Source organism: Chryseobacterium sp. AC405b (assembly GCF_979258685.1).
Map to the genome: position 1 here is coordinate 3509076 of NZ_OZ409877.1, position 22408 is coordinate 3531483.

Sequence of the window (22408 nt, forward strand, 5' to 3'; positions counted from 1 at the left end):
GTCTATAAATTAAAATAAATTAAAAAATAAAATGAAAAAGAACACTTTAAAATTATTAGCGGCTGTATTCGTAATGTCAACGACAGCTGTAGTATTTCACTCTTGTAGTGATAATGACGATGAAGAAATCATCACTGCAACAGGTATCGCTTCAGATCCTAATAACTTCAAAGGAGAAGTAAAGTCTGGTGAAACTGTAACATTAGATCCTACAAAATTATATAAACTGACAGGAGCTGTAGCAGTAAAAGCTGGTGGAACATTAGTAATTCCTGCAGGAACAAGAATTGAAGCTACAGGAGGTACTTCCGCTTATATTACGGTAGAACAAGATGGTAAAATCTTTGCTAACGGTACTGCTAGTTCTCCAGTTGTGTTTACTTCACCTAATCCTACACCAGGAAGCTGGGGAGGTTTGGTAATCTGTGGTAAAGCACCTATCAACAAAGGTACAACAGCTACTGCTGAAGTTGGTAACGCTACTTACGGAGGTACAAATGTTGCAGATAATTCAGGAATCTTAAAATATGTAAGAATTGAATATGCTGGTGCTATCTTTACTGCTGATAAGGAATTCAACGGTTTATCTCTTTTCGCAGTTGGTAATGGTACTACAATCGACAACGTTTCTATGATCAACGGATCTGATGACGGTATTGAATTTTTTGGCGGAACTGTAAATGTATCGAACATTGTTTCATTCGCTAACGAAGATGATGCTTTTGACTGGACTGAAGGTTGGAACGGTACTGCAACTAATGTTTATACAAAAAGAAGAGCAAACGGTGTTGGAAACAGAGGTATAGAAGCTGACAACAACTCTAATGATAATGACGCAAACCCAAGATCAAACCCAACCATCAAAAACGCAACTTTCATCGGTGGAACTGCAGGTGAGGCTGATGGTATGAAATTGAGAGTAGGTACTTATGGTACTTTTGACAATATCGTTTTATCTAACTGGACTACAGGAATCAATTTAGAAAACAACGCTTCAGTTTCTTACTTTAATGGTACAAATAAGATTACCAATATTAAGTTTGATGCTGTAACAAATAAAGCTTCTGCAAAAGGAAACGATCCTGATGGATCAGGACCATTATCAGGCACCTTCAATTACTGTTTTAGCAAATACTTTTACAGAAAACACTGCTGCTACTGGTGCAGGAAGTGGTACAGCTACGCCAACTTGGGCTTCAGGATGGGCTGGATTATAGATTTCAAGTAATTACATTCATATTAACATTAGAAATCCCTCAGGAAAATTTCCTGAGGGATTCTTCTATTTCTTCAAAAGTATTTTGAAAAGTTATTTATATTCATCTGTAGATTTTATTTACATAAAACATAGTAATCATCTCCCGAAGTTCCGTTGTAATAATTTTGTAGCATAAATTATTTGTTTTTTGCAATATAAACCCACCGCAATTGCGATGGGTTTACTATTTGCTCAAAGTTGCTTTGCGTAACGGGAGCTTGTAGCAAACACCATCATCAGCTGTCGTAATAATTCGTCATTAGCATATTCTCCTATGACTGTTTGGATGAATTTCAAGATAAATCTCTGCTTGTTTGTTGTCTACAAATCTAAGTCAACAATTCCAAAAATATCAACAACTTTTTTTAAACAAAGAACTAGCTCTCTAACGAAACCTTTCATTTCCATAACTTTTAAATATTACTCTAACTGTAGTAAATTAGATTTTTTCCAATCTTAGCCGAATTATTTCATTGATTAACAGAGGAATTACATTTCTTGCCATAGCTATAAAGTCTAAATCTTCAGTTTTAATTTGCACAAATTCAATATCGTAGTCTCTATCATTTTCACTTCCTGTCATAATAAAACTTGAACCGGAATCAAAATCTCGTCCTTCAACGTAAGAAGTCCATGGAGATTTCGTTGCTTTATTGCATAATTCAAGAATATCTTTTAATTCTAACTCGGTCATATTTTTATTATTTTAAAGGATTTTTAATTACAGGACTAAATAGTCCTTCTGCTTGTTGTGCTGTTATTCCAGATAAAGTAGAATGAAAAGGATTATTTTTAGTAGGAGAAGCAACAACTTTTCCTCCTATTTTTTCTATTGCGCTTACTGTTGTTGTTCCAATTTTTCCATTAGGTATTCCAACAGATAATTCACTAATTGATAACCCTGGTACACTATTTACTGAAACTCCATTGAGTAAACCATCCGCATCAACTACTACACCCGAACCATTCTCAAATTGGCATGCTAGACATGTTCCACCCCTAACTACTTTAGCATCAGACCCCGCACCAATTACGTTACTCATCTGCCCCTTAGACAATGCTTTTAGACCTTGCTTTGTCTCCGCTTCTGCAAGTTCCTTGGTTGCTATTTTCAAACTACCCTCTACAAGTTCTGTTCCAATAGTTTTGACCCCAACTTTAAACAAAGAACCTGCCCCAGGAGCCGCTATATCAATTCCTAGAGATACAACACCGATCCCCGCTTGAACCCAATTACCATCCCTTACCCCTTCATAAATATCAAGTGTACCGCCTATGTAAGGTAACGCACCAACACTCATTCTTCCTGCATCACCCAATGTAAAGCCACTGGAGGTATTTTGGCTTGGTGACTTCCCTTGAATTACAACCTCTTGAATTCCTTGTGTTACTGCTATACCAAAATACCCTGCATTTGTATGTACTTGTGGAGCACCATCATATCCTCCCGGTAAATTACCAAAACTTGCAGGTGATACACTTGTATCACCATCATTTAATAAATCAGCTTCTAAGCCTTCGATTTCTCTGGCATCTGTCACTCTGTTTTCAGAAAAATTATAATGTGACTGGTATGCATATACCTCACTCAGAGGGTCCACATTAAAGAATCTTCCCACATCAGGCATATAGTTTCTCCATTTAAAACTGTACCAGCCGTTCTCCTGTAATTCTTGACCTTGGTATTTATACTGATATGCATTGCCCGTTGTAATCGTGTAGTTATGCAATAAGCCAAAAGGGTAATAATTATTTACTGATGCTACTTCTCCAGGTGTCCAAATATCATAACATGCCATATTACCGCCACCCATATCCTGGCAATGCTGTACATTCATATCTCTAGGTTGCAAAACTCCATCTTCATTCGTATCCGAATAACTTAATCTTACGTTGCCAATTTGATCTGTGTAATTATAAACATAGGAATTTGTTGTAAAATCATAATACCCTTCAGATGTGGGAACGAATTGTAATCCATTGGTTATAGGTGTAGGAAGACCACTATAATACTTATACTGAAAACCATCTATATATTCGGTGGTATTGCTACCTTGAGTTGTGCTGAATGTTTTGGAAATTTTTACACCATCTGCCCTGTAAACGTTAGAAACTATATTTTGGATCTTCCCCGGTACACCAACTATTAAATTCGGAAGATCAAGAAAATTGTAAATAATCGATTCAATTTTTTTATCCTTATGGGATTTCATATTACCATTATCATCATATGTAATGATGCTGTGATTGGCAAAATATGGATAACCATTACTGTTACCTATTTGATTTTCTGTTACTTTTGTGAGTCTATTGCCGTCATAATCGTAACTTAAATTATCTATTTTCAATGCAGTTGTATTACCTGCTAAAACATCTGCAGATCTTTCCAATCTTAAAATATTTCCGTTAAGATCATAATCCATCTTTTCGAAATATTCTTTTGCTGTTTCCAATCCCGCTTTTTGATAAAATCCTGCAGATAGCCTATTGATACGATCATAAGAATAACCATATCTTTTTAGCGGTTCATTATCTTCTGTTAATGTTTTCCAAGATACTTCAGCAATATTACCATTGTATTTTGGCTTTACTCTCAGATTTTGAAAGTCTGAATTTGGAATTTCTAATCCTTCAACGATATTATAATTAATTTTATAGCCAAACAAATCAGTACCTAAGTTTGCAGGATCATTGATGTGGGTCATCCATCCGCGAATGTTGTAGGCATAATCTATTGTTTGAAGTGGAGGCATTAGCATATTTGCTCCTCCTACCTTTTTAGTTTTTAGCTGTGAGAGTTCATTGTATTCGTAGCGCGCCAAAATTTCCTCTGCATCACTATCAACCTGATGTTTATGAACTAACAATCTATTTTGGTTATCATAAGTGAATGTTTCTGTAATTACTCTCTCAGTATCTGTATCTAATCTTTTATGCCTTGTAATTGTCAGTTTAGGAGTTCCTGTGAAATCAAGTTCATATTCTGTTTTAGTGTACCCACCTAAATGGTTAATTAGATGAGATCCTATAGCTCTACCTTTCTTATCGTACCAGATATAGTTTCTAGACCAATTATCATCTTCAATATTTTTCACATAAGAAGCAGTAGGAAAACTTTTGGTACTAATATTTGAGTTTTGAGCATCTTGTGGCAATACATTTTGTCCTAACACCTGGGTAGGAATTGACGGAGTTCCTGTAGGATAGATGTCGTAATAATTAACCGACAATACAGTTTCTATATTGAAGAAATATCCATTGCTGTAATAAATCTGCATTCCGTTTTTAGTGAAACCTCCTGCATCTTTGTTTTCTATAATCACCAAATTTCCTGCCTGATTCTGCATACTTTCTCTGCTTCCACCTGGTAAGATGCCTGTATAAATTACTCTGCCAAACGAATCATATTTGGTGATGAACCATTTACCCTGTTGGTTTAGGTTCGTATCCTGGGTTAAAATAAGTCTGTCAGCTTTATCATACACCATATATTCCCAACCTTTTCCGGGAAGCTTTTTTTCTATTAATCTATTTTTATTATCATAAAGATATTGATAACATAAATTATTTAATATTGTTGGTGTTAATGCGGATAAGATAGACGCTAAAGGCGGAATGACATAAGCTATATGATCATTACTATCATACGCATAATAAGTATCTAAATTCCTTGCTCCATCGTTCTTCCTTATCAGTATAATATGACCATACAGATCTTTAAATATTATTTTCTCGTTATTATCTTCATCTTTTACGCTAAATTTATAAAGTCTATTTTCATCATATAAAGTTATTGATGAGAGAACAGTTTGATAAATTTGGTTAGTATTATCCCATGTTGTTGTAACCTGATATTTCTTCACTTGGTCATCTGTAGAATTGGCATCATAACCATATTTTATAGTATGCCCAGAACTTATTTTCCATTCTTCTCCCTCATGTGCAGATTGAAATATTCTGCTTAAAGGTGATGATTCAAGTTCATTTTCTGAAAATGGGTTTGTGACTCCGTAATATGAATTAACTGTATTTTCTGTAACAACAGTTTGAATACCGGCATTAGAAGTCTGAGCAGGAACGGGTAAATAGTCTTTTGTTTTTCTGCCGAACTGATCGTAAACTATCGGCACCACCATGTCTTGTCCCAATGGTGTTGACTTTATGGATATGACCTGTTTAGGTCTACCTAAACCGTCTAAATACTGTACACTTTCTAATTGCTTCTGTACAGGATCTGAAGGATCTGTTAAATGGGTCTTTTTATAAACATAGTTATCAGTATTCGTAAGATTCTGAGAAACAAAGCAATTAAAAAACAGCCCTAATAAAATAAACAATATTTTTTTCATCGTTTTTAGTCTTTATAATTATACTTGTATTCCTCTATCACTTTTCCATTAACATCCATCACTTTTTCAAGTTTATTTTGAGCATCATACTTATATGATTCTCTAATTCCATCGGAGTTGGTAAGACTTGTAATTCCAATAAGCGGGTTATAAGTATAAGTTGTAATATAAAAGTTTTTAAAAGCTATATTTTTTCTTAAATCATCTAATTGTGCAATTAGGATGTTTTCAGATGCATCATCTACATCAGTATCAGAAGCATCTTGTAAAGTTGTTAAATTGATGTTTGAATCAACATAGTTGTAGGTAGCTCCCACTATTTTTGCTATGGGTTGTGATCTGTTATAACCATAAATAATTGTTGTTGGCAAACCTGACTCATCGGTATATTGCAATAAACGACCGTGAGCATCATAGAGGTCATATGTTACTTTCTTATTAACAAATGAATCTTCCCCATATCCTGCCATACCTGTCTTTATATTTCGTGTTGATATAGGAAGAACCAGATTATTGGTTGCGGAGTTCTTTCCATAAATAGTCTCATTTCTTGCGATAGGCTGTTGCTGCTCATTGTACTTTGTAACTGACAAAGGAATGCCTACCATATTCTTTTCAACCAAACGCTCAATAAGAGGATCAGAAGTGTCCATATCTACAGCATACTGGAATTTTGTCGTTTTATATTTTGATAAATCATATTTGTTTGGGTATTCTTCTATTTTTTCAATCAGAGAATAGCTTAAATCTAAAGGACTTTGATAATAATACATTTTAAGTGACTCTATTTTTCTGCCGTCTTTGAAAAATTCCGTTGTGGTTTCTTTATCTAAAACTTTATCCGTGTAATTAATTAGGTATGGACTAACTTTTGAGTTGCACATTAAACAACCAGGTTGGGGAATCGGCCAAATGCCTACACCGTTAAATGGATGAGCACTTCCATAAGAATACCAATTCGACGTAAATATATCATATTCAACGCCTCTTGAATTAAGGATTGTTAATTTTTTATATTGATAGCTTTTTTCTAATATTATTTTCTGATTGGAGTCATAATAAGCCTTATATTTTAATTGTCCACGATCATATGAATTATCAATTTTTCTAGAAATTTTATTAAAAGGTCTTAGTCCTGGTAAATAATCGTCAGGAGAATCATTAAAATCGTAAAATGTGTACTTTGTATATCCATCATTGGACTTCTCAAATACTGTGCTGTATGCAACGTTAGAATTGAAGAAATCAGATTTACGTTTAATCCCATTGGCCGAAGAAGTACCACCTGAATCATAAGTGACTTCTGGCGAGCTATTAGTAGCCGGTACGTATACATTATGTCTGTCAAAAAATAATGGTTCATGCAGTAGTATTCCAGATGAAATATTGTTATCCATCTCATCAAAAGTATTATTATAAAAAAATTCCCTTTCTTTTCCTTCACTAATAATTTTTTTAATTCTTAATCCGCCCCCACCATTTGGAAAAATTTCTGTTAATGCTGTATTAATTATAGACTTTTGATTAGTTACCCTAGTTCTAAAAGAATGAGGTTCAAATACAAAATTGGTTGCTCCCCCCGTAGGCCATACAATTTTATTCAGTGAGCCATTTAATAACTTTGAAGTTACTGTTCCTCTGGTACTGTACTTATTATTTTCAAAATTTTGCCAAAAGGCATATCTTCCTGAAAATGAAACCGATGTAGGTTGCCCATTGGAATATCCCCACATATCTGTTTTTTCTGATAAATAACCGGGTAAATTAAAGGGCTCATTATAATAAAATGTATAATTCTCGTCATCATTTTTAATGATTTTGTTTAAAAATGCTCTTGGAAAAGAATTTGCATATTGAAAAGCAATTGTATTTACCAATTTACTAAGAAAGTTTACTTTGATTTCCTTTAAAACATATCTGTTATGAATAAAAGTATTTGAACTGGGAATTTCATCTGTTGAAAGACCACCATCTTCAAAAATATAGGTAGATGGAAAATAATTATTGTATCTGGTATTTTCAGGTAGAAATAATGCGTTATTAGAATTTGTATATTTAATATTATCATTTATTTGGTATTCAAAAGATATATTTTCACCATTATTTGATGTGATTTTTTTTAAATATGAAGGCTTATAAAAATATCCACTTGCCTTATATAATCGAAACCATTGAGTGTACACTTGTGAATCTGCTACTGAAAAACCTGTAGAGTTATATTGTGCTTCTACAGATGAAGAAATATCAAATCTAGAATCACAAAATAAATTTTCTAAAAAGTATTCCCCTGTTTTGTACTCAAAATTAAACAAGAGAATCCCATTAGGATCAATTACCTTTTTTAAATTCCATTTCATTACATAAGGCCAAGCATATTTTGAATCGTAATAACCACCCAAATTGATCTCCATACTTTTAACATCATTATCTCCAAAAACATATTGAAACCCTTTATCATCAATCAAGGTTAATTTGCCTATCGATTTTCTTTTATAATCCCTAGACATAGGCACTGGGGTACCAGCAGAGTGCTTAGTTATTCCTTCTACGGGATTGATTAAGTCCGTATTTTCATTGTAGTCAACAACTTTTAAATTGTCCTTAGAAGATACTTTCCATTTTCCGTCCTCTCCCATAAAAAAATACCCGCTTTTACCGAAAAAACTAAAATTAAAAATATCCGGTTCCGTATCCCATTTAAATGCGCTTCCAATTTCAGCATACGATAAAATATCATACGTCGGGTTATTATTATAAGTGCTATAGCTCATCCTACTTACCATATGCCTGAGGTATTCTGGGGTACTCCAATAATTAGGAGTTAAAAGTTTTTTAACATGAAAAAAACCTCTTTCATAAGGCTCGAGGGACCCTCCCAAAGGAAGAGGTGCATTTGTCGTATTTAATTCGGGATGATAAACGGATTTGTGTGATAGTTCATCGAACCACATTCCATTAATTTTTCTGGTAATAGATCCTCCTGCATTCAGATACCAATTTTGTCCAACTATTCCGGAAAGATTATTTACCAGCACGCCTGTTGCATCATAATTTAAGCCTATGTCTAAAGACAAATCTCCTCCTTGTATTTTTTGTACAGGGATATTGATATTTACATTTCCCGAATACAAATCCACATCAAATTTTTCACCATAAGTTACATTGTTGCTTTCATTGACATTTGATTCTGTGCTTCCTGCCGCTCCATTATTACCTCCTTGGGCATTACATAATGATATGATTATGATACTAACTAATAGATATAATTTTTTCTTTCTCATCTTCTTACTTTTTAATAATTTTGGAATTAGCCAATTGATTTGTATCCGTTTTTATCGTCACCAGATACGCTCCCTGAATCAAATTCTGCGTATTGATCTTGGTCACTTTATTTTTGGTTTTCAGAGTTTGCAGCTGTCTTCCTCCCATATCATAAAGAGTAATATCAGCTTCTTTAAAATCAAAACCTATCTCCACATAACAATAATCTGAAACAGGATTCGGATAGATCTTCATGTCTAATTTTTCAATCAGCTGATCCAATTGTTTATCTCCCAGCTTTACAATCTTCCAGTTCTCTTTTCCGAGTTCCTCAGCACTTGTTCCCGCTAATACAATCGAGCCGTCTCTGTTTAATTTGATGTCAGACAAACGTTCCTCTTTCTTTCTCGATTCTCCTTTTACGTGCTTTCTCCACTGTTCGTTTCCGTTCTGATCGAGGTACAACATCCAGAAGGTTTCGTCATCCGCTTCAATTCTGCCTTCCGCCTGTGTGTAACCGCCCAGTAAAATACCTTTGGTTAAATCTTTATTCTTTTCTCTTTCATCTTTCTTCTGAATCACATTCATCCCCATCAGAACATCCCTGTTTTTAAAATTATAGGATTTCTGCCAAAGTTCGTCTCCTCTTTCGTTTAAAGAAATCAACCAGATATCGGTTCCTTCTTCAATTCCTGTTGTCTTATTTCCTGATCTTTCTGAACGGCTTTCACCACCTACAAGAAATCCTGTAGAAGTCATTGCCAAAGTTCTCAAGTGATCATCACCCTTTCCTCCAAAGTTCTTTTCCCATTCTACTTTTCCTTCTTTATTCAGCTTCACAATCCAAAAATCTCCTTCACCAAAATTTTCGGTTTTCTTGGAACCACCAACAGTACTTCTTGAATAAATGCCTAATAATGCACCACCGTCAATCGTAGGAATCATCTTTTCTACTTCATCCAGTCCCTTGCCGCCTAAAATGATTTGTGACAATTCTTTTCCGTTTTTATCGAGTTTGGAGACGATCACGTCTTTTGAACCATACCCTTTCGAAGCATTCTGAACATTTCCTGCAACAAAAAATCCGAAATCTGTAGTCTGAATCACTGCTTTCGCTTCCTCATCAGAAGCTGATCCCAAGGTTTTCTGCCACAGCTCGTCTCCGAATTCGTTGATTCTGATCAGCCAGATGTCACTGCCACCTTTTGCATTGTCTTTTTTGTCTAATCCTGCATTGGAGTACGAAGTTCCTGCCAGCAAAAAACCGCCTTCCTGTGTGGCAACAGTGGCAGAAAGGAAGTCATGGTTTTGTCCCGAGAAATATTTTTCCCAGACTTCATCACCCTGTTGATTGAGTTTTACCAAGTGAAAATCGTAACCGTTGTTTTGTTTGTTTTCGGAAGTCAGTTTCTTTGCCTGAATGGAGCTTCCTGTAATTAAATATTGCTGATCGATCGTAGTGGTCACCTGAGAAAGAAAATCCTGAGTGGAGGATTTAATGTCTTTCTGCCATACCACATCCTGAGCTTGTAGTACACCAGTTGTGCACATAATAAATACACTCATGTAGAGTTGTTTCATGATTTGGTTATTGATTAAAACTTTGTAAATCTAACTTTTTTGATTTACATATTTCTATTATTAATTAAATTTAATACTTGCTTTTTCATGTTATTTTGGAAAGGTCATTAAAAAATTTAAAACTTTTCTTAAGCTGAATTAATATATAATTAGTTTTATCATATCTAATTGAAAAATCCCTCAGGAAAATTTCCTGAGGGATTTTGTTTTTATTAAAAAAAGATAAGATCTTACCTTCTCCTCTAAATCTAAATTAAGAATATTCAAATTTCCTTACCGCTTCCAAAGTCATATCAATCTCTTTCTCTTTTATGGCATCGCTTATAAAATAGGTTTCGTAACCACTTGGTGGCAGATAAATTCCATTTTTAAGCAATTGATGGAAAAAGTTATTGAAGAGTGAATGATTTGCCTGCTGCGCCTCATCAAAATTAGAAACTCTGTTGATGTGGAAAAACACCGACATCATTGATCCTTTTCTGTTGATTTTATGTGCGATTCCTTTTTCATTTAAAATTTTTCCGATTTCAAAATCTAAAGTTTCTGTAGTTTTGCTTAATCTTTCGAAGAAATTTTCATCATTTTTAATCAACTGCAAAGTCTTCAAACCTGCTCTCATTGCCAAAGGATTTCCGCTTAAAGTTCCCGCCTGGTAAACACCTCCTTTTGGAGCCAAATGATCCATAATTTCGTTTCTTCCGGCAAAAGCTCCAACTGGCAAGCCACCTCCGATTACTTTTCCGTAGGTTACCAAATCTGCTTTTACGTTGTAGAGTTCCTGCGCACCACCAAAAGCCAATCTGAAACCCGTCATGACTTCATCAAAAATCAATAACGCTCCGTTTTCGTCACAGATTTTTCTTAAGTTTTGCAAGAAATTATTTTCCGGTAAAACGCATCCCATATTTCCTGCAACAGGTTCTATAATAACCGCAGCAATCTCACCTTGATTATGTCTGAACAAATCCTGAACCTGCTCAAAATCATTGTATCTCGCTAACAAAGTATCTTTTGCTGTTCCGGCAGTTACTCCTGGAGAATTTGGATTTCCAAAAGTTGCAGCACCACTCCCCGCCTTGATCAAAAATGAATCTGAATGACCATGATAACAGCCTTCAAATTTTACAATTTTATCTCTACCTGTAAAGCCTCTCGCCAATCTCACTGCACTCATACACGCTTCTGTTCCCGAAGAAACCATTCTGATCTGGTCAACATTCGGTACATTTTCTGTGATGAATTTTGCGATTTCTGTTTCCAGCTCGGTGGGTGCACCAAAAGAAAAACCTTTTTCTGCCTGAATTTTTAATTCCTCTAAAACTTCTGGATGTGTATGTCCTAAAATGGCAGGTCCCAGGAATTGATGTAATCGACATATGTATTGTCATCCGCATCAGTTAAATAAGCACCCTGAGCAGATTTCATAAAAACCGGCACTCCGCCCACCGATTTAAAGGCACGAACCGGAGAATTTACACCTCCCGGAATATATTTGTAAGCTTCTTCAAATAAGGCTGAACTTCTTTGGTATTTCATTTATTTTAATAGTTGGTGGTTGATAGTTTTTGGTTTTTGGTTGATCGTCTGGATTGAAAGCTTTACACTAATAACCATCAACTAAAATCAAGAACAAAATTAATTTCTGGGTTTTTTGTCAATAAGATAGATGAGCTGTCCGGCAGAAGGTTTTTGCCCTTCATCCATTCTGTTTTTTGCATAAAGTTTGTTAAGCTTCACTCCGAATTTTTGAGCGATATCGTGCATATCTTCACCAAATTCTGCTTTATAAGTAGGAGTATTTCCTTCAGAATTTTTTGATTCTAAAAAGACAATATCATCTTTTTTCAGAACATCAGACTGCAGATCATTCCATTTTATCAATTTGCTGTCGCTGATTTTAAATTTATTGGCAATCAACTGAATATTGGTATCAGCAGGAATCACTACATATTTCAGACCACCATTCGGATGGCTTTTGATAATGATAGAATTAAGGATTTCAGCATTGGTTTTGATGCGCTCTACTCTTTTTTGCTGTTGAGCGTAAGAAGTAGCTTTGTAAGGAACTTTTACCGTTACCGGTACCATTGCCTTTTTTTCTTTTTTTGCGGGTTCCAAACGAGCCATGAAACTTTGGTCGTCTTTAAGAGCAGGATATTTTTTAAGAATTGCATAGGGAACTTCGGTAGATTTTACCTCATCAAATTCATACAATTTGTACTTTTCAATTTTACCAATCAAAATCGAAGCATAACGGGGATTGGTTGCGTAACCCGCTTTTTTAAGACCATGAGCCCAGGCTTTGTAGTCTTTCATATCCAGATTGAAGAGATTGGTGTAGTATTTTCTTGTTGCCAAAAATATGGAGTGATCTTCGTAAGACTGTTTCGGGTCATCATACACACGGAAACACTCATTGGGAGCATCATCGGTATGTTTCATGGTTTTACCCGTCCAGTCTTCTTTACATTTTATTCCAAAATGATTTTTACCTTCTAGTGCCAAGCGGCTTTGTCCGCCACCTGTTTCCAAAAGCCCTTGTGCAAGTGTGATTGATGCGGGAATTTTGTGTTTTTCCATTTCTTCAACCGCATATTGCGCAAATTTCTGAATGTATTGATCTTCTGTAGCCCAGGTCTGAGCTGAGAATTTTGATAAAACTAAAAGGCTTATGAGTAAGAAAAGTCTTTTCATGTTTTTATTTTTTTAGAACTATTTAATGAACACCTCAAATATACGTGGTGTATCATCAATTTTATAGGATTAAATTTCTATTTTGTTTTTCCAGAAGCCTATTGGCTCCTTCTATTCCCTGCAATCCACCCGTATGAAAGCATAATATTTTGCTGTTTTCGGGAAAATAATCTTCATCTATCATTTCAAAAACTTTTCGCATCATTTTTCCTGTATAAATTGGATCTAGAGGAATCTCGTACTTCACCTTAAAATCATTGATAAAACGGATATTTTCATCATTTATTTTACCATAACCACCATAAGCAGCATCGGTCAAATGAAAATTTCTCTTAGAGGTTAATTCTGAAATCCTGCTTTCCAAAGAGGTATCTTCAACGACTTTGAAACCTAAAACTTTCTGATTTTCCTCGCAAAACTCTGAAATTCCTGCAACAGTACCTCCGGTTCCGACTGCGGTGCAAAGATAATCAAAATCTTTTGTATCGTTATTCAGCATCATTTTTATTCCTTCAACGGCATTTTGATTGGTTCCGCCTTCGGGAATAATCAAAGCATCGGGGAATTCCTGCTGCAAAAATTCTGTCAGCTTTTCTTTATGCCGGTATTCTTCACGGGTAACGAATTTCAGATTCATTCCGTTTCTTCTGGATGAAACTAAAGTGGGATTGTCTTTCCATTTTTTTTCAAGCTCCTCACCACGGATAATTCCCACTGTCTGAATTTCTGATAATTTTCCAACCGTCGAAACTGCCAGAATATGATTGGAATATGCGCCACCAAATGTAATGATTAAAGGATTTTCAGGTCGGTTATCAAGATAATTATTGATGTTGTAAAAAAGCTTCCAATATTTATTTCCTGAGATTTGAGGGTGGATGAGATCTTCTCTTTTGATAAAAAGTCGCACTTTCTTATTAATATGAATTTCCTGTATGGGAATAGATTTTTCCGGCAGTCTTAACAGCATTTTCTCGTTTTAAATGATTTGAATTATTGCTTAAATTTCACAAACTTCTCCCCTTTAAGAATTTATGATCTGAAATATTTTCTGAAACTCCACAATTTTCTTTTTTTAAGATAATTTAAATCTTGTTCCATGGCATACGCTTCTCGTTCAAAAGAGATTGCACGATACGCTTGATAACCGTTTTTCAGCTTAAAAAAATGATAATAATATTCTGCAACATAAGCAATATAAAAAAAGACAATCAATAACTCCAGTTGTTGTCTCAAATGAATTTTTTCATGATTAATTAAGACTCTATTCTTCTTATCTTCAGGTTTTTTAATGAAAATAAAAGGATAAAGCGTAATGCCATTTATTTTTGTATTTTTGAGAAGCTTTTGGCACACAATTATCATGATAACAAATATAAAGTTTTGATTTAACTTATGGCAAATTTTGACATCAAAGAGCATGAAGACTTTTACTATAATGAGCAAGGTTACAAGGTTTTTACTGAAAAATTTCACCTGAAACGTGGATATTGCTGTAAAAGCGGATGCAGACACTGCCCTTTCGGATACGATAAAAAGACAGACACATTTATAAAAATCATTAAAAAAAATTAATAAAATGAAAAAATATATTTTTATTTTACTGGCAGCGACTTTAGGTTTATCTTCTTGCAGTCCCTTCAAGGTACGTTCTGATTATGCAGAAACTGCAAATTTCACTTCTTATAAAACTTATAAAATAAGAATTGACGACCTAAAACTGAATGACATTGACAAAGACAGAGTATTGAATGAATTGTCTAAACAACTACAGACAAAAGGTTTACAATCCGGAGAAAATCCTGATTTGATCGTTAATGTAAAAGCTAATCACAAGAAAGTTACTGATATCAACACCACAAATCCTGGCGGAATGTGGGGATGGGGTGGCGGTTTCGGATGGGGAATCGGCATGAACAGAACGTGGACGAGCAATTACAACGAAGGAGCTATCATCATAGATTTGATAGATTCTAAAACAAACAAACTGGTTTGGCAGGGTATCGGAAGCGGAATTTCCGTGGACAGACCCAATGCAAAGCAGAAACAAATTCCTCAGATCGTAGCTGAAATTATGGCAAACTATCCTCCGGGAATGAAGAAATAACATTCTTAAAATCAATAAAATATAAAGTCAATACATTTTTGTGTTGACTTTTTTTGTTTTAAAATCCCGCTTAAAAATCACTGACTTCTAATCTTACAAAAATTTAATATACTTATTGAGCAGGAATTCATTTTGAATTTAATTAAAATGTATTTTTACGTTAACCAAATATATTTTTATGAAAAAACTATTGATCTGCTTCATACTTTCTCAATTTGCTTCCGCACAAGCACCTTCGGGATATTATTCTTCTGCAAACGGACTCTCGGGTGCATCTTTAAAAACCGCATTGAGCTCTATCATCACCAATGGTCATCAGGACAAAGGTTACAGTGGATTGTGGACTGCATACAAAACAACCGATATCGACAAAAATTATGAAAATGACGGTTCTATCTTAGACATTTACTCGGAAAGACCATCTTCATCTGATCCTTATAAATATACTCCTGTCAGTAACCAATGCGGCACGTATTCTACTGAAGGAAACTGCTATAATCGTGAACACATCATTCCTCAGAGCTTCTTCAATGAAGCTTCACCAATGAGAAATGACATTCACTTTGTAAGAGCAACCGACGGAAAAGTAAATGGAATGCGTTCTAATTATCCTTTCGGGAAAGTAGGAAGTACGACTTTCACATCTCAAAACGGATCAAAATTAGGAAGTTCATCTTCTTCAGGATTTTCAGGGACGGTTTTTGAGCCGATTGACGAATTTAAAGGAGATGTTGCAAGAATGGTTTTCTATTTTGTGACCAGATATCAAAACCAATTATCAGGATTTTCTTCAGGAAATATGATTGGTACTTCTGCTTTTCCGGGATTACAGACCTGGGAACTGAATGTTTTACTGGCTTGGCATAATCAAGATCCGGTTTCTCAGGCGGAAATTAACAGAAATAATGCTTCTTATACTTTTCAGGGAAACAGAAATCCGTTTATCGACAATCCGAATTATGTAAATCAGATTTGGGGATCACAGACTCCGACACAAGATACACAAGCTCCTACCATTGTAACAAATCTCAGTATTCCGGCAAAAACAGCCAACAGTATTTCATTAACCTGGAATGCATCAACAGACAATGTAGCGGTAACTTCATATGATGTGTATATGAACGGAAGTTTCAAGTCTAATGTAACTTCAACATCTACAACAATTACAGGTCTAAATCCTTCAACGACCTACAGCTTTTATGTGAAAGCTAAAGATGCAGCAGGAAATGCTTCAGCAAACAGCTCAACAGTTTCTGCAACCACAAATGCAGGAACTACAACTCCTACAAACTGTGTGAATGAAACATTTGAAACAATTCCCACTGCAAGTGCATCATCTTACACCACAAAAACATGGACAAACGCAGGAATTACCTGGACAGCAACCGACTCCAGAAGCGATCAGACCATTTCCAATAAAGCAATTACGGTAAGGAGCGGTTCGTTAAAATCAAGCAGTTTCAGTAATGGAATTAATTCCTTAACCGTAACAACCCAGCTGAAATTCACCGGAAGCAACGGAAGTTTTAATGTTCTGGTAAATGGCGTGAATGTAGGAACAGTTCCTTACAGTACAGCGGCGGCTACCACTACAATTAACAATATCAACGTTTCAGGAAATGTAATTGTGACTTTGGTTAATAATTCATCAAGCAACAGAGTGGCAATTGATAATTTAAGCTGGACTTGTTCAGGAACAGCAGCCAGGCAAAATGTAACTAATACAGAAAATATTCAAACTGAAAAACTGCAGATTTATCCAAACCCTATTCTCAATCAGGAAATTTTTGTAAAAGGATCAACTGATAATATTAAAAAAGCTGAAATCTATAATCTTCAAGGGAAGGTACTACAGACAATTGATCAGCCATTCAGAAATGGAAAATCAATCAAAACCGGAAGTCTTGAACAAGGAATTTATATTTTAAAACTAAATGAATCAAGCTTGAAATTTATCGTAAAATAGAAATATTTAAATTCATAAAAAGAAAGACTTCTCTGTTACAGGGAAGTCTTTCTTAAGTTTAATCACGCAAAAATTATTTAGAGTTGTGGCTTCCTTCTTTTACAGATCGAGAAAGAATTTTATTTTTCTTCAATAAAAAATCAGGCATCAGATCTGTCGGAAGATAGAAAATACTTTCACCATTGGTTTGAAGCTCTTCTTCAATTTCAGGATTCCAGATTAGAATGTCATTTACATCAATTTTTAATTCTTCAGCAATGATTTTCAGATTAAATCCTGCATTGATTTCGGTTTCGGATAAAGATGACCCTTCTTTCAGTCCTGATCTTGCATCAAAAACCTTCTTCATTCTTGAAGTGTTATAATTGGTCAAAACACTGTTCAATTCTCCAGTTGCAAAACAGGCGTTCAGATATTTTTTAACATGATTGATGGTTTCTGCCGGTAAATATTTAGAGAAAATATGATACTGAGAAGAGTTTGCAGATTGCATTGCCTTTGCAATATTACCTTCACCACAATTGTAGGCAGCAACTACGGTCACCCAATTATTATATTTTTTGTACAGATTTCCCAACGAAACTACTGCCACTTTTGTACTTCTGTACAGGTCATTTCGACGGTCTTCTGTGAGCCCGTATTGGTTGGCATGAGATGTCATAAACTGCCAAACACCAACTGCTCCTGCGTGAGATGTAATATTTCTGTCAAAATGCGATTCGATCAGAGCTAAATTTCTCAAATGCTTCGGAAGCCCTTTTTTTGCGAGAGAATTTTCTATGAACTGAACAATTTCTTTGTTTGAATTGATAATGTTTTTATATTTTTTTACACTGCTTTCCGAAGTATCTGTTGCAGAAAGATATTGTGCAGAAGCCATTTCAAAAGAAACAAAAACTGCTGTCGCCAAAATTATTTTACTGAAATAAATTTTCATTTTGAGTTTCTTACATTAAAATCAGAATATCTGCATACAATTCGACATTCTGATTTTTAGTTTAAATGAATATTAGTCGACTTTCCAACTGATTTTTTCCTCAGATTGATTCCAGTCTACCGTAAGGGTTTGCCCGGATTTTACTTCTTCTCTCACGATCATTTTAGAAATTGGTCGTGCCAACTGAGATCTTATGACCCCGGAAATCTGTCTTGCTCCATACTTGCTGCTGAAACCTCCTAAAGCTAAATTTTTCACAGCCTCATCGGTGATAGAAAGCGTCATTCCCAATCTTTGGAGAGACTTATGAAGTGATTTTAGCTGAATATTAAAAATTCTTTCTGCAATAGATTCTGTAATGGGTGCAAAAGGGATAATTTCTGTAATTCTCGCTAAAAATTCCGGTCTGAATCTTCCCGATTGTGACATGATCTGCATGAGTGATGATGATTCGGGAACTTTTCCTTCTTCAAACTGCCTTACAATTTCTTCACTTCCGATATTTGAAGTAAATAAAATCAAAGCATTGCTGAAATCTCCTTCTTTGCCTAATTTATCATGTACTTTTCCTTCATCCATGATTTGTAAAAAGACATCAAAAACAGAATGATGCGCTTTTTCAATTTCATCAAATAAAACTACGGTGTAAGGTTGCTGACGAATCTTATTCACCAACATTCCGCCTTCTTCATACCCGACATATCCGGGAGGCGCACCATACAGTAATGCCGCAGAATGTTCTTCTTTAAATTCTGACATATCAAAACGAACCATCGCTTTTTCATCATTAAAAAGCAATTCTGCCATTGATTTTGCAAGTTCTGTTTTCCCTGTTCCTGTTGGTCCGAGAAGGAAAAATGATCCGATTGGCTGTCCCGGTTTGTTTAATCCGCTTCGGTTTTCTACAATAGCATCAGAAAGCACTTTCAATGCGTGATCCTGACCGACAACTCTGTTCAATAAAAGAGATTCCATATTCAAAAGTTTCTCTTTTTCCTGTGCCTGAAGCTTCCCGATTGGTATATTGGTTTTTGCTGCCATCACTGCCGCAAGTTCAAGTTTGCCTACTTTTTCTCTCTTTACCGAAGCGTGTTCTATTAATTCTGTAAAAGTATCTTCAATCACTTTCTGAAGATGCTCAATAGGCATTGAATTATCAATCTGTGGCTGCTCTCTCAGAGAACCCCACAAAATCGGGCTGATTTTATCTCTGAGTAAGTTGTAATTCCAGATTAATTCGTCGGCTTTATCTTTTTCATCCAGAAATTCTTCTTTCAGAATATTCTCATAATTTTCTTTCCAGTCCTGGAGTTCCTTTTCAGAAAGTTCATCAAGCATTTTAATTGCAGCCATGGTTCTGTCTAGCAAATCAATTGCGGCATCGGGTAATTTTTTACCTTTTGCATATCTTTTTGCCAACCGAACGCATTCAGGCAAAGCAGCCTTATCAACTTCAATAGCGTGATGTTTTTTGTAACCTTCCAAAAGAACATCGATCATTTTTACACAGGTCTGTTCGTCCGGCTCATTCACTGTAAGAACTTCAAAACGTCTGTTGAAAGCCTGTTCTGGTTCAATTATTTTTCTGTATTCTTCCTGAGTGGTGGCTCCGATGACGGTAATTTCTCCTCTTGCCAATTCAGGTTTAAGGATATTTCCAATATTTCCGATGCTTCCTTTAGGATCTAAAAGCGTATGAATTTCATCAATAAATAAAATTGCTTTTTCGATTTTCTTGCATTCATTGATGACTTTTTTCAGACGGTCTTCAATTTCACCTTTGTAAGAAGTTCCGGCTAATAATGCTCCGGTATCCAATTCTAAAAGGGTTGCATTTTTAAGCATTTCAGGAACATTTCCTTTAATAATTTCTGTGGCAAAACCTTCTACCAAAGCTGTTTTACCAACACCCGGCTCACCGATGATAATTACATTCGGTTTTGTTCTCCGGCAAAGAATTTCGACCAACATTCTCAGTTCTTTATCACGACCAATAATGTTTTCTAAAGTTCCCTGTCTTGCCTGTGTAGTTCTGTCTATGCAATAACTTTTGATGGAAGGAAAAGAATTGTCTGAATAGTCTGATCCATTCGAAAAAAGTGAGGAAATTTCATTATTTTCAAAAGAAGCGTAAGGGGTATCTTTTCGATATAAATTAAATATTTCGTGCTCTCTGAGCGGAAGAGATTTGAGTTGCTGTAAAGTAAAAGCAACCTGCGGTTTTACGATAGCCGTCAAAATACAGATCGGGGTAATTTCATCTAAACCTAATTTCAGCCTGATGTCATCGGCTTCTTCTAAAATCTGATCTACAAACTCGCCTTCACCAACTTCTGCAGGTAAATGGGTGGTTTTGGGATAATCTTCGATACGAACATCTGCCCATTCGTAGAAATATCCGGGATCTTTGTCTATATTTTTTAAAAATTCATTAAGCCCGATATCTTTGTGCATTAAAGCCTGAAGAATGTGCGGACCGCCATAAGTTGCATTGTAATTTTCTCTGGCAATGGACTGCGCTATGTGAAAAAGCTGTTTTACGGTTTCGTTGGTGACTAATACTCCCATTTATTTTTCAATATTAATATTTGTGGTGATGTTTTATTTTGGTGTAACTAAAATAAGTTTTTTCTGATGATCAGGAAAATTATATGGAGTGTTTATTTTGTTAACAGATAAAAATTTACTGATAAAAATAAATGTTGATTATTTGATTATAAGGGTTTCAGATTCATTAAACTGTTTTCCGTCTATTTTAAAATTGATAATAAACGGCTTACTGGAAGATGAAAAGGGGGAAAGACCTTTTTTCCTGTCTACGGGTTTTTCTTCAATAGATGTAATGAAATGCTGTTCCTTTCCAATATTTATTTTTATGGTATCTTCTTTAGTAACTGATTTTCCTCCATGATAAAACTTAATTGCTGCGGTAACAGGAGCTGATGAAGAGGTTACAAACTTCCCGCTGTCAATCTTTACACCTTTCTGAATGACAAATATTTTTCCGCTTAAAACATCACCTTCCTTTTTATCCGGAAAAGTAAATGAATAATCAAATTCATTTAATATGACTGGTTTTGGCACATATTTTTGTGCGCATCCCAAACAGCTGAAAAGCAGTATTGTTAGCAAAAAATATTTATTTGTATTTAATGTATCCATAAAAATTTGTATTAAAAACGATAGATCTGAATTTTTTTGAATTATACTCTCTAGCCCAACAATAGTATGAAAAAGTATAGGTACTCGCTTCTGTATCAATGGATAATCCACCGTTGTATACGATCCAGTGATAATTGGTAAGTGCGCCAAACACACTCATGCTGTCATTAAGCATATCAGAATCAATTAAGAGGATGATTTTCCATCCTGCGTTAAAATCTTTTTCAAGATTTTCTAATGTTTCAGCATAATTAAAACCTGTAATGAAGTGTGTTTCATCTACAACTTCCGTAGCTCCATGTAGTTCTGAAGCTGCCTTTACCATATAAGACGGCCAATTGATCGCATCCCAATCTTCACCATCTTTTCCTGTATAACTTTTGTTATCAGAACTTCGTGTGCCTACCAGAGAAACCCAATCTGACTGCGGTATCAAGGTTCCGCTATCAAAATGCGGATAATCACTGTTTTCTGCATTGGGCTTCATTTCGAAAATATCTTCATTTGGCTCTAATAAAAAATTATTAATCTTCCCTGCTCCGGTTCTGAAAAAATTTTTGTAAATCTGATAATACCCATCCGGATTGCCTTTTGCATAAACATACAATATTGCCGCAGTTCCGCAGAGAGAAGTGGCACTTTGGTCAATTGATTTAGGAGTATTTTTCCGTGTCTGTAGCTCATTTTTAATAATTGTACCGTCAAACCATCTGAATCTGTTGTGCATAAATATTGGAAATTTTCCCTCAGAATCAGCATTTTCTATGAATGCCTGTACTTCCATATCACTTCCGCAACATTCATTTGCAGAGAATCTTAAATTTAATTCAGCTCCGCGGCAGTCTTTATTCAGCAAAATATTTTCTTCTGTCTGTCCTGTTTCGGGATTTGTATATTTTAATTTCCATCGTATATTATTCGGATTTTTTGGTTCGCCGTTCGTATATTCTTTGATTTTGAATCTATAGGTTTTATTATACAGAACTCCTTTTTTTATGCTTGTACCTGATCCGTCGTTTGCAGAACCATCATCAAGTTCATCAAGACATTCTATCGTTTTTACTTTGGTATCTTCTACTGTAGTTCTGTCCTT

Annotated in this window: 15 protein-coding genes and 1 pseudogene; 4 read left to right on the top strand and 12 right to left on the bottom strand. The window is 35.1% G+C overall.

The features are described 5' to 3' along the window. Positions 1 to 31: 31 nt before the first annotated feature. Positions 32 to 1228 carry a hypothetical protein gene (locus tag ACZZZA_RS16640; protein ID WP_463433678.1) on the top strand — a complete coding sequence of 399 codons (1197 nt, stop codon included), beginning with the start codon at positions 32 to 34 and terminating at the stop codon, positions 1226 to 1228. Between the two features lie 469 nt (positions 1229 to 1697). Here the strand turns inward: ACZZZA_RS16640 and ACZZZA_RS16645 are convergent, their stop codons facing one another. The 8 genes and pseudogenes from ACZZZA_RS16645 to ACZZZA_RS16680 all read right to left on the bottom strand — a co-directional run bounded on the left by ACZZZA_RS16645 (position 1698) and on the right by ACZZZA_RS16680 (position 14508). Continuing rightward, the gene (locus tag ACZZZA_RS16645; protein WP_463433679.1) at positions 1698 to 1952 is read right to left on the bottom strand and encodes a hypothetical protein; all 255 of its coding nucleotides are present in this window, start codon (positions 1950 to 1952) and stop codon (positions 1698 to 1700) included. A 7-nt stretch (positions 1953 to 1959) separates the two neighbouring features. Then, positions 1960 to 5607 (bottom strand): DUF6443 domain-containing protein, encoded by a 3648-nt coding sequence (locus tag ACZZZA_RS16650; protein ID WP_463433680.1) that lies wholly within the window; start codon positions 5605 to 5607, stop codon positions 1960 to 1962. 5 nt (positions 5608 to 5612) lie between these two features. Next, positions 5613 to 8888, bottom strand: a complete 3276-nt coding sequence (locus tag ACZZZA_RS16655; protein ID WP_463433682.1) for a hypothetical protein — start codon at positions 8886 to 8888, stop codon at positions 5613 to 5615. A 4-nt stretch (positions 8889 to 8892) separates the two neighbouring features. Beyond that, positions 8893 to 10449 (bottom strand): T9SS type A sorting domain-containing protein, encoded by a 1557-nt coding sequence (locus tag ACZZZA_RS16660; protein ID WP_463433684.1) that lies wholly within the window; start codon positions 10447 to 10449, stop codon positions 8893 to 8895. Between the two features lie 253 nt (positions 10450 to 10702). Next, a pseudogene (gene hemL, locus ACZZZA_RS16665) lies at positions 10703 to 11985 on the bottom strand (glutamate-1-semialdehyde 2,1-aminomutase). A 99-nt stretch (positions 11986 to 12084) separates the two neighbouring features. Next, complete coding sequence (locus ACZZZA_RS16670; protein WP_463433686.1) at positions 12085 to 13143, bottom strand: glycoside hydrolase family 73 protein; 1059 nt, start codon at positions 13141 to 13143, stop codon at positions 12085 to 12087. A 61-nt stretch (positions 13144 to 13204) separates the two neighbouring features. Further along, positions 13205 to 14113 (bottom strand): 1-aminocyclopropane-1-carboxylate deaminase/D-cysteine desulfhydrase, encoded by a 909-nt coding sequence (locus tag ACZZZA_RS16675; protein WP_463433688.1) that lies wholly within the window; start codon positions 14111 to 14113, stop codon positions 13205 to 13207. 62 nt (positions 14114 to 14175) lie between these two features. After that, on the bottom strand, positions 14176 to 14508 hold the full coding sequence (locus tag ACZZZA_RS16680; protein ID WP_463433690.1) for a hypothetical protein: 333 nt from the start codon (positions 14506 to 14508) through the stop codon (positions 14176 to 14178). Between the two features lie 30 nt (positions 14509 to 14538). Here ACZZZA_RS16680 and ACZZZA_RS16685 point away from each other — a divergent pair, with 30 nt between their 5' ends. The 3 genes from ACZZZA_RS16685 to ACZZZA_RS16695 all read left to right on the top strand — a co-directional run bounded on the left by ACZZZA_RS16685 (position 14539) and on the right by ACZZZA_RS16695 (position 17216). Further along, positions 14539 to 14718: a DUF5522 domain-containing protein gene (locus ACZZZA_RS16685; protein ID WP_463433692.1), complete on the top strand. Its 180-nt coding sequence runs from the start codon at positions 14539 to 14541 to the stop codon at positions 14716 to 14718. Positions 14719 to 14722: 4 nt separating this feature from the next. Beyond that, positions 14723 to 15250, top strand: coding sequence for a DUF4136 domain-containing protein (locus ACZZZA_RS16690; protein ID WP_463433694.1), 528 nt, complete (start codon positions 14723 to 14725; stop codon positions 15248 to 15250). A gap of 178 nt (positions 15251 to 15428) precedes the next feature. Then, a complete protein-coding gene (locus ACZZZA_RS16695; RefSeq protein ID WP_463433696.1) occupies positions 15429 to 17216 on the top strand; it encodes an endonuclease in 1788 nt (595 codons plus the stop codon). Positions 17217 to 17289: 73 nt separating this feature from the next. Here the strand turns inward: ACZZZA_RS16695 and ACZZZA_RS16700 are convergent, their stop codons facing one another. From ACZZZA_RS16700 to ACZZZA_RS16715, 4 genes are all read right to left on the bottom strand, one after another. Beyond that, the gene (locus tag ACZZZA_RS16700; RefSeq protein WP_463433698.1) at positions 17290 to 18153 is read right to left on the bottom strand and encodes a lytic transglycosylase domain-containing protein; all 864 of its coding nucleotides are present in this window, start codon (positions 18151 to 18153) and stop codon (positions 17290 to 17292) included. A 72-nt stretch (positions 18154 to 18225) separates the two neighbouring features. Then, complete coding sequence (locus ACZZZA_RS16705) at positions 18226 to 20721, bottom strand: ATP-dependent Clp protease ATP-binding subunit (protein ID WP_463433700.1); 2496 nt, start codon at positions 20719 to 20721, stop codon at positions 18226 to 18228. Positions 20722 to 20859: 138 nt separating this feature from the next. Next, entirely contained in the window at positions 20860 to 21285 is a 426-nt protein-coding gene (locus ACZZZA_RS16710; protein WP_463433702.1) for a hypothetical protein, read from the bottom strand. Between the two features lie 7 nt (positions 21286 to 21292). Beyond that, the coding region (locus tag ACZZZA_RS16715; RefSeq protein WP_463433704.1) for a hypothetical protein at positions 21293 to 22408 on the bottom strand (1116 nt) is incomplete at its 5' end.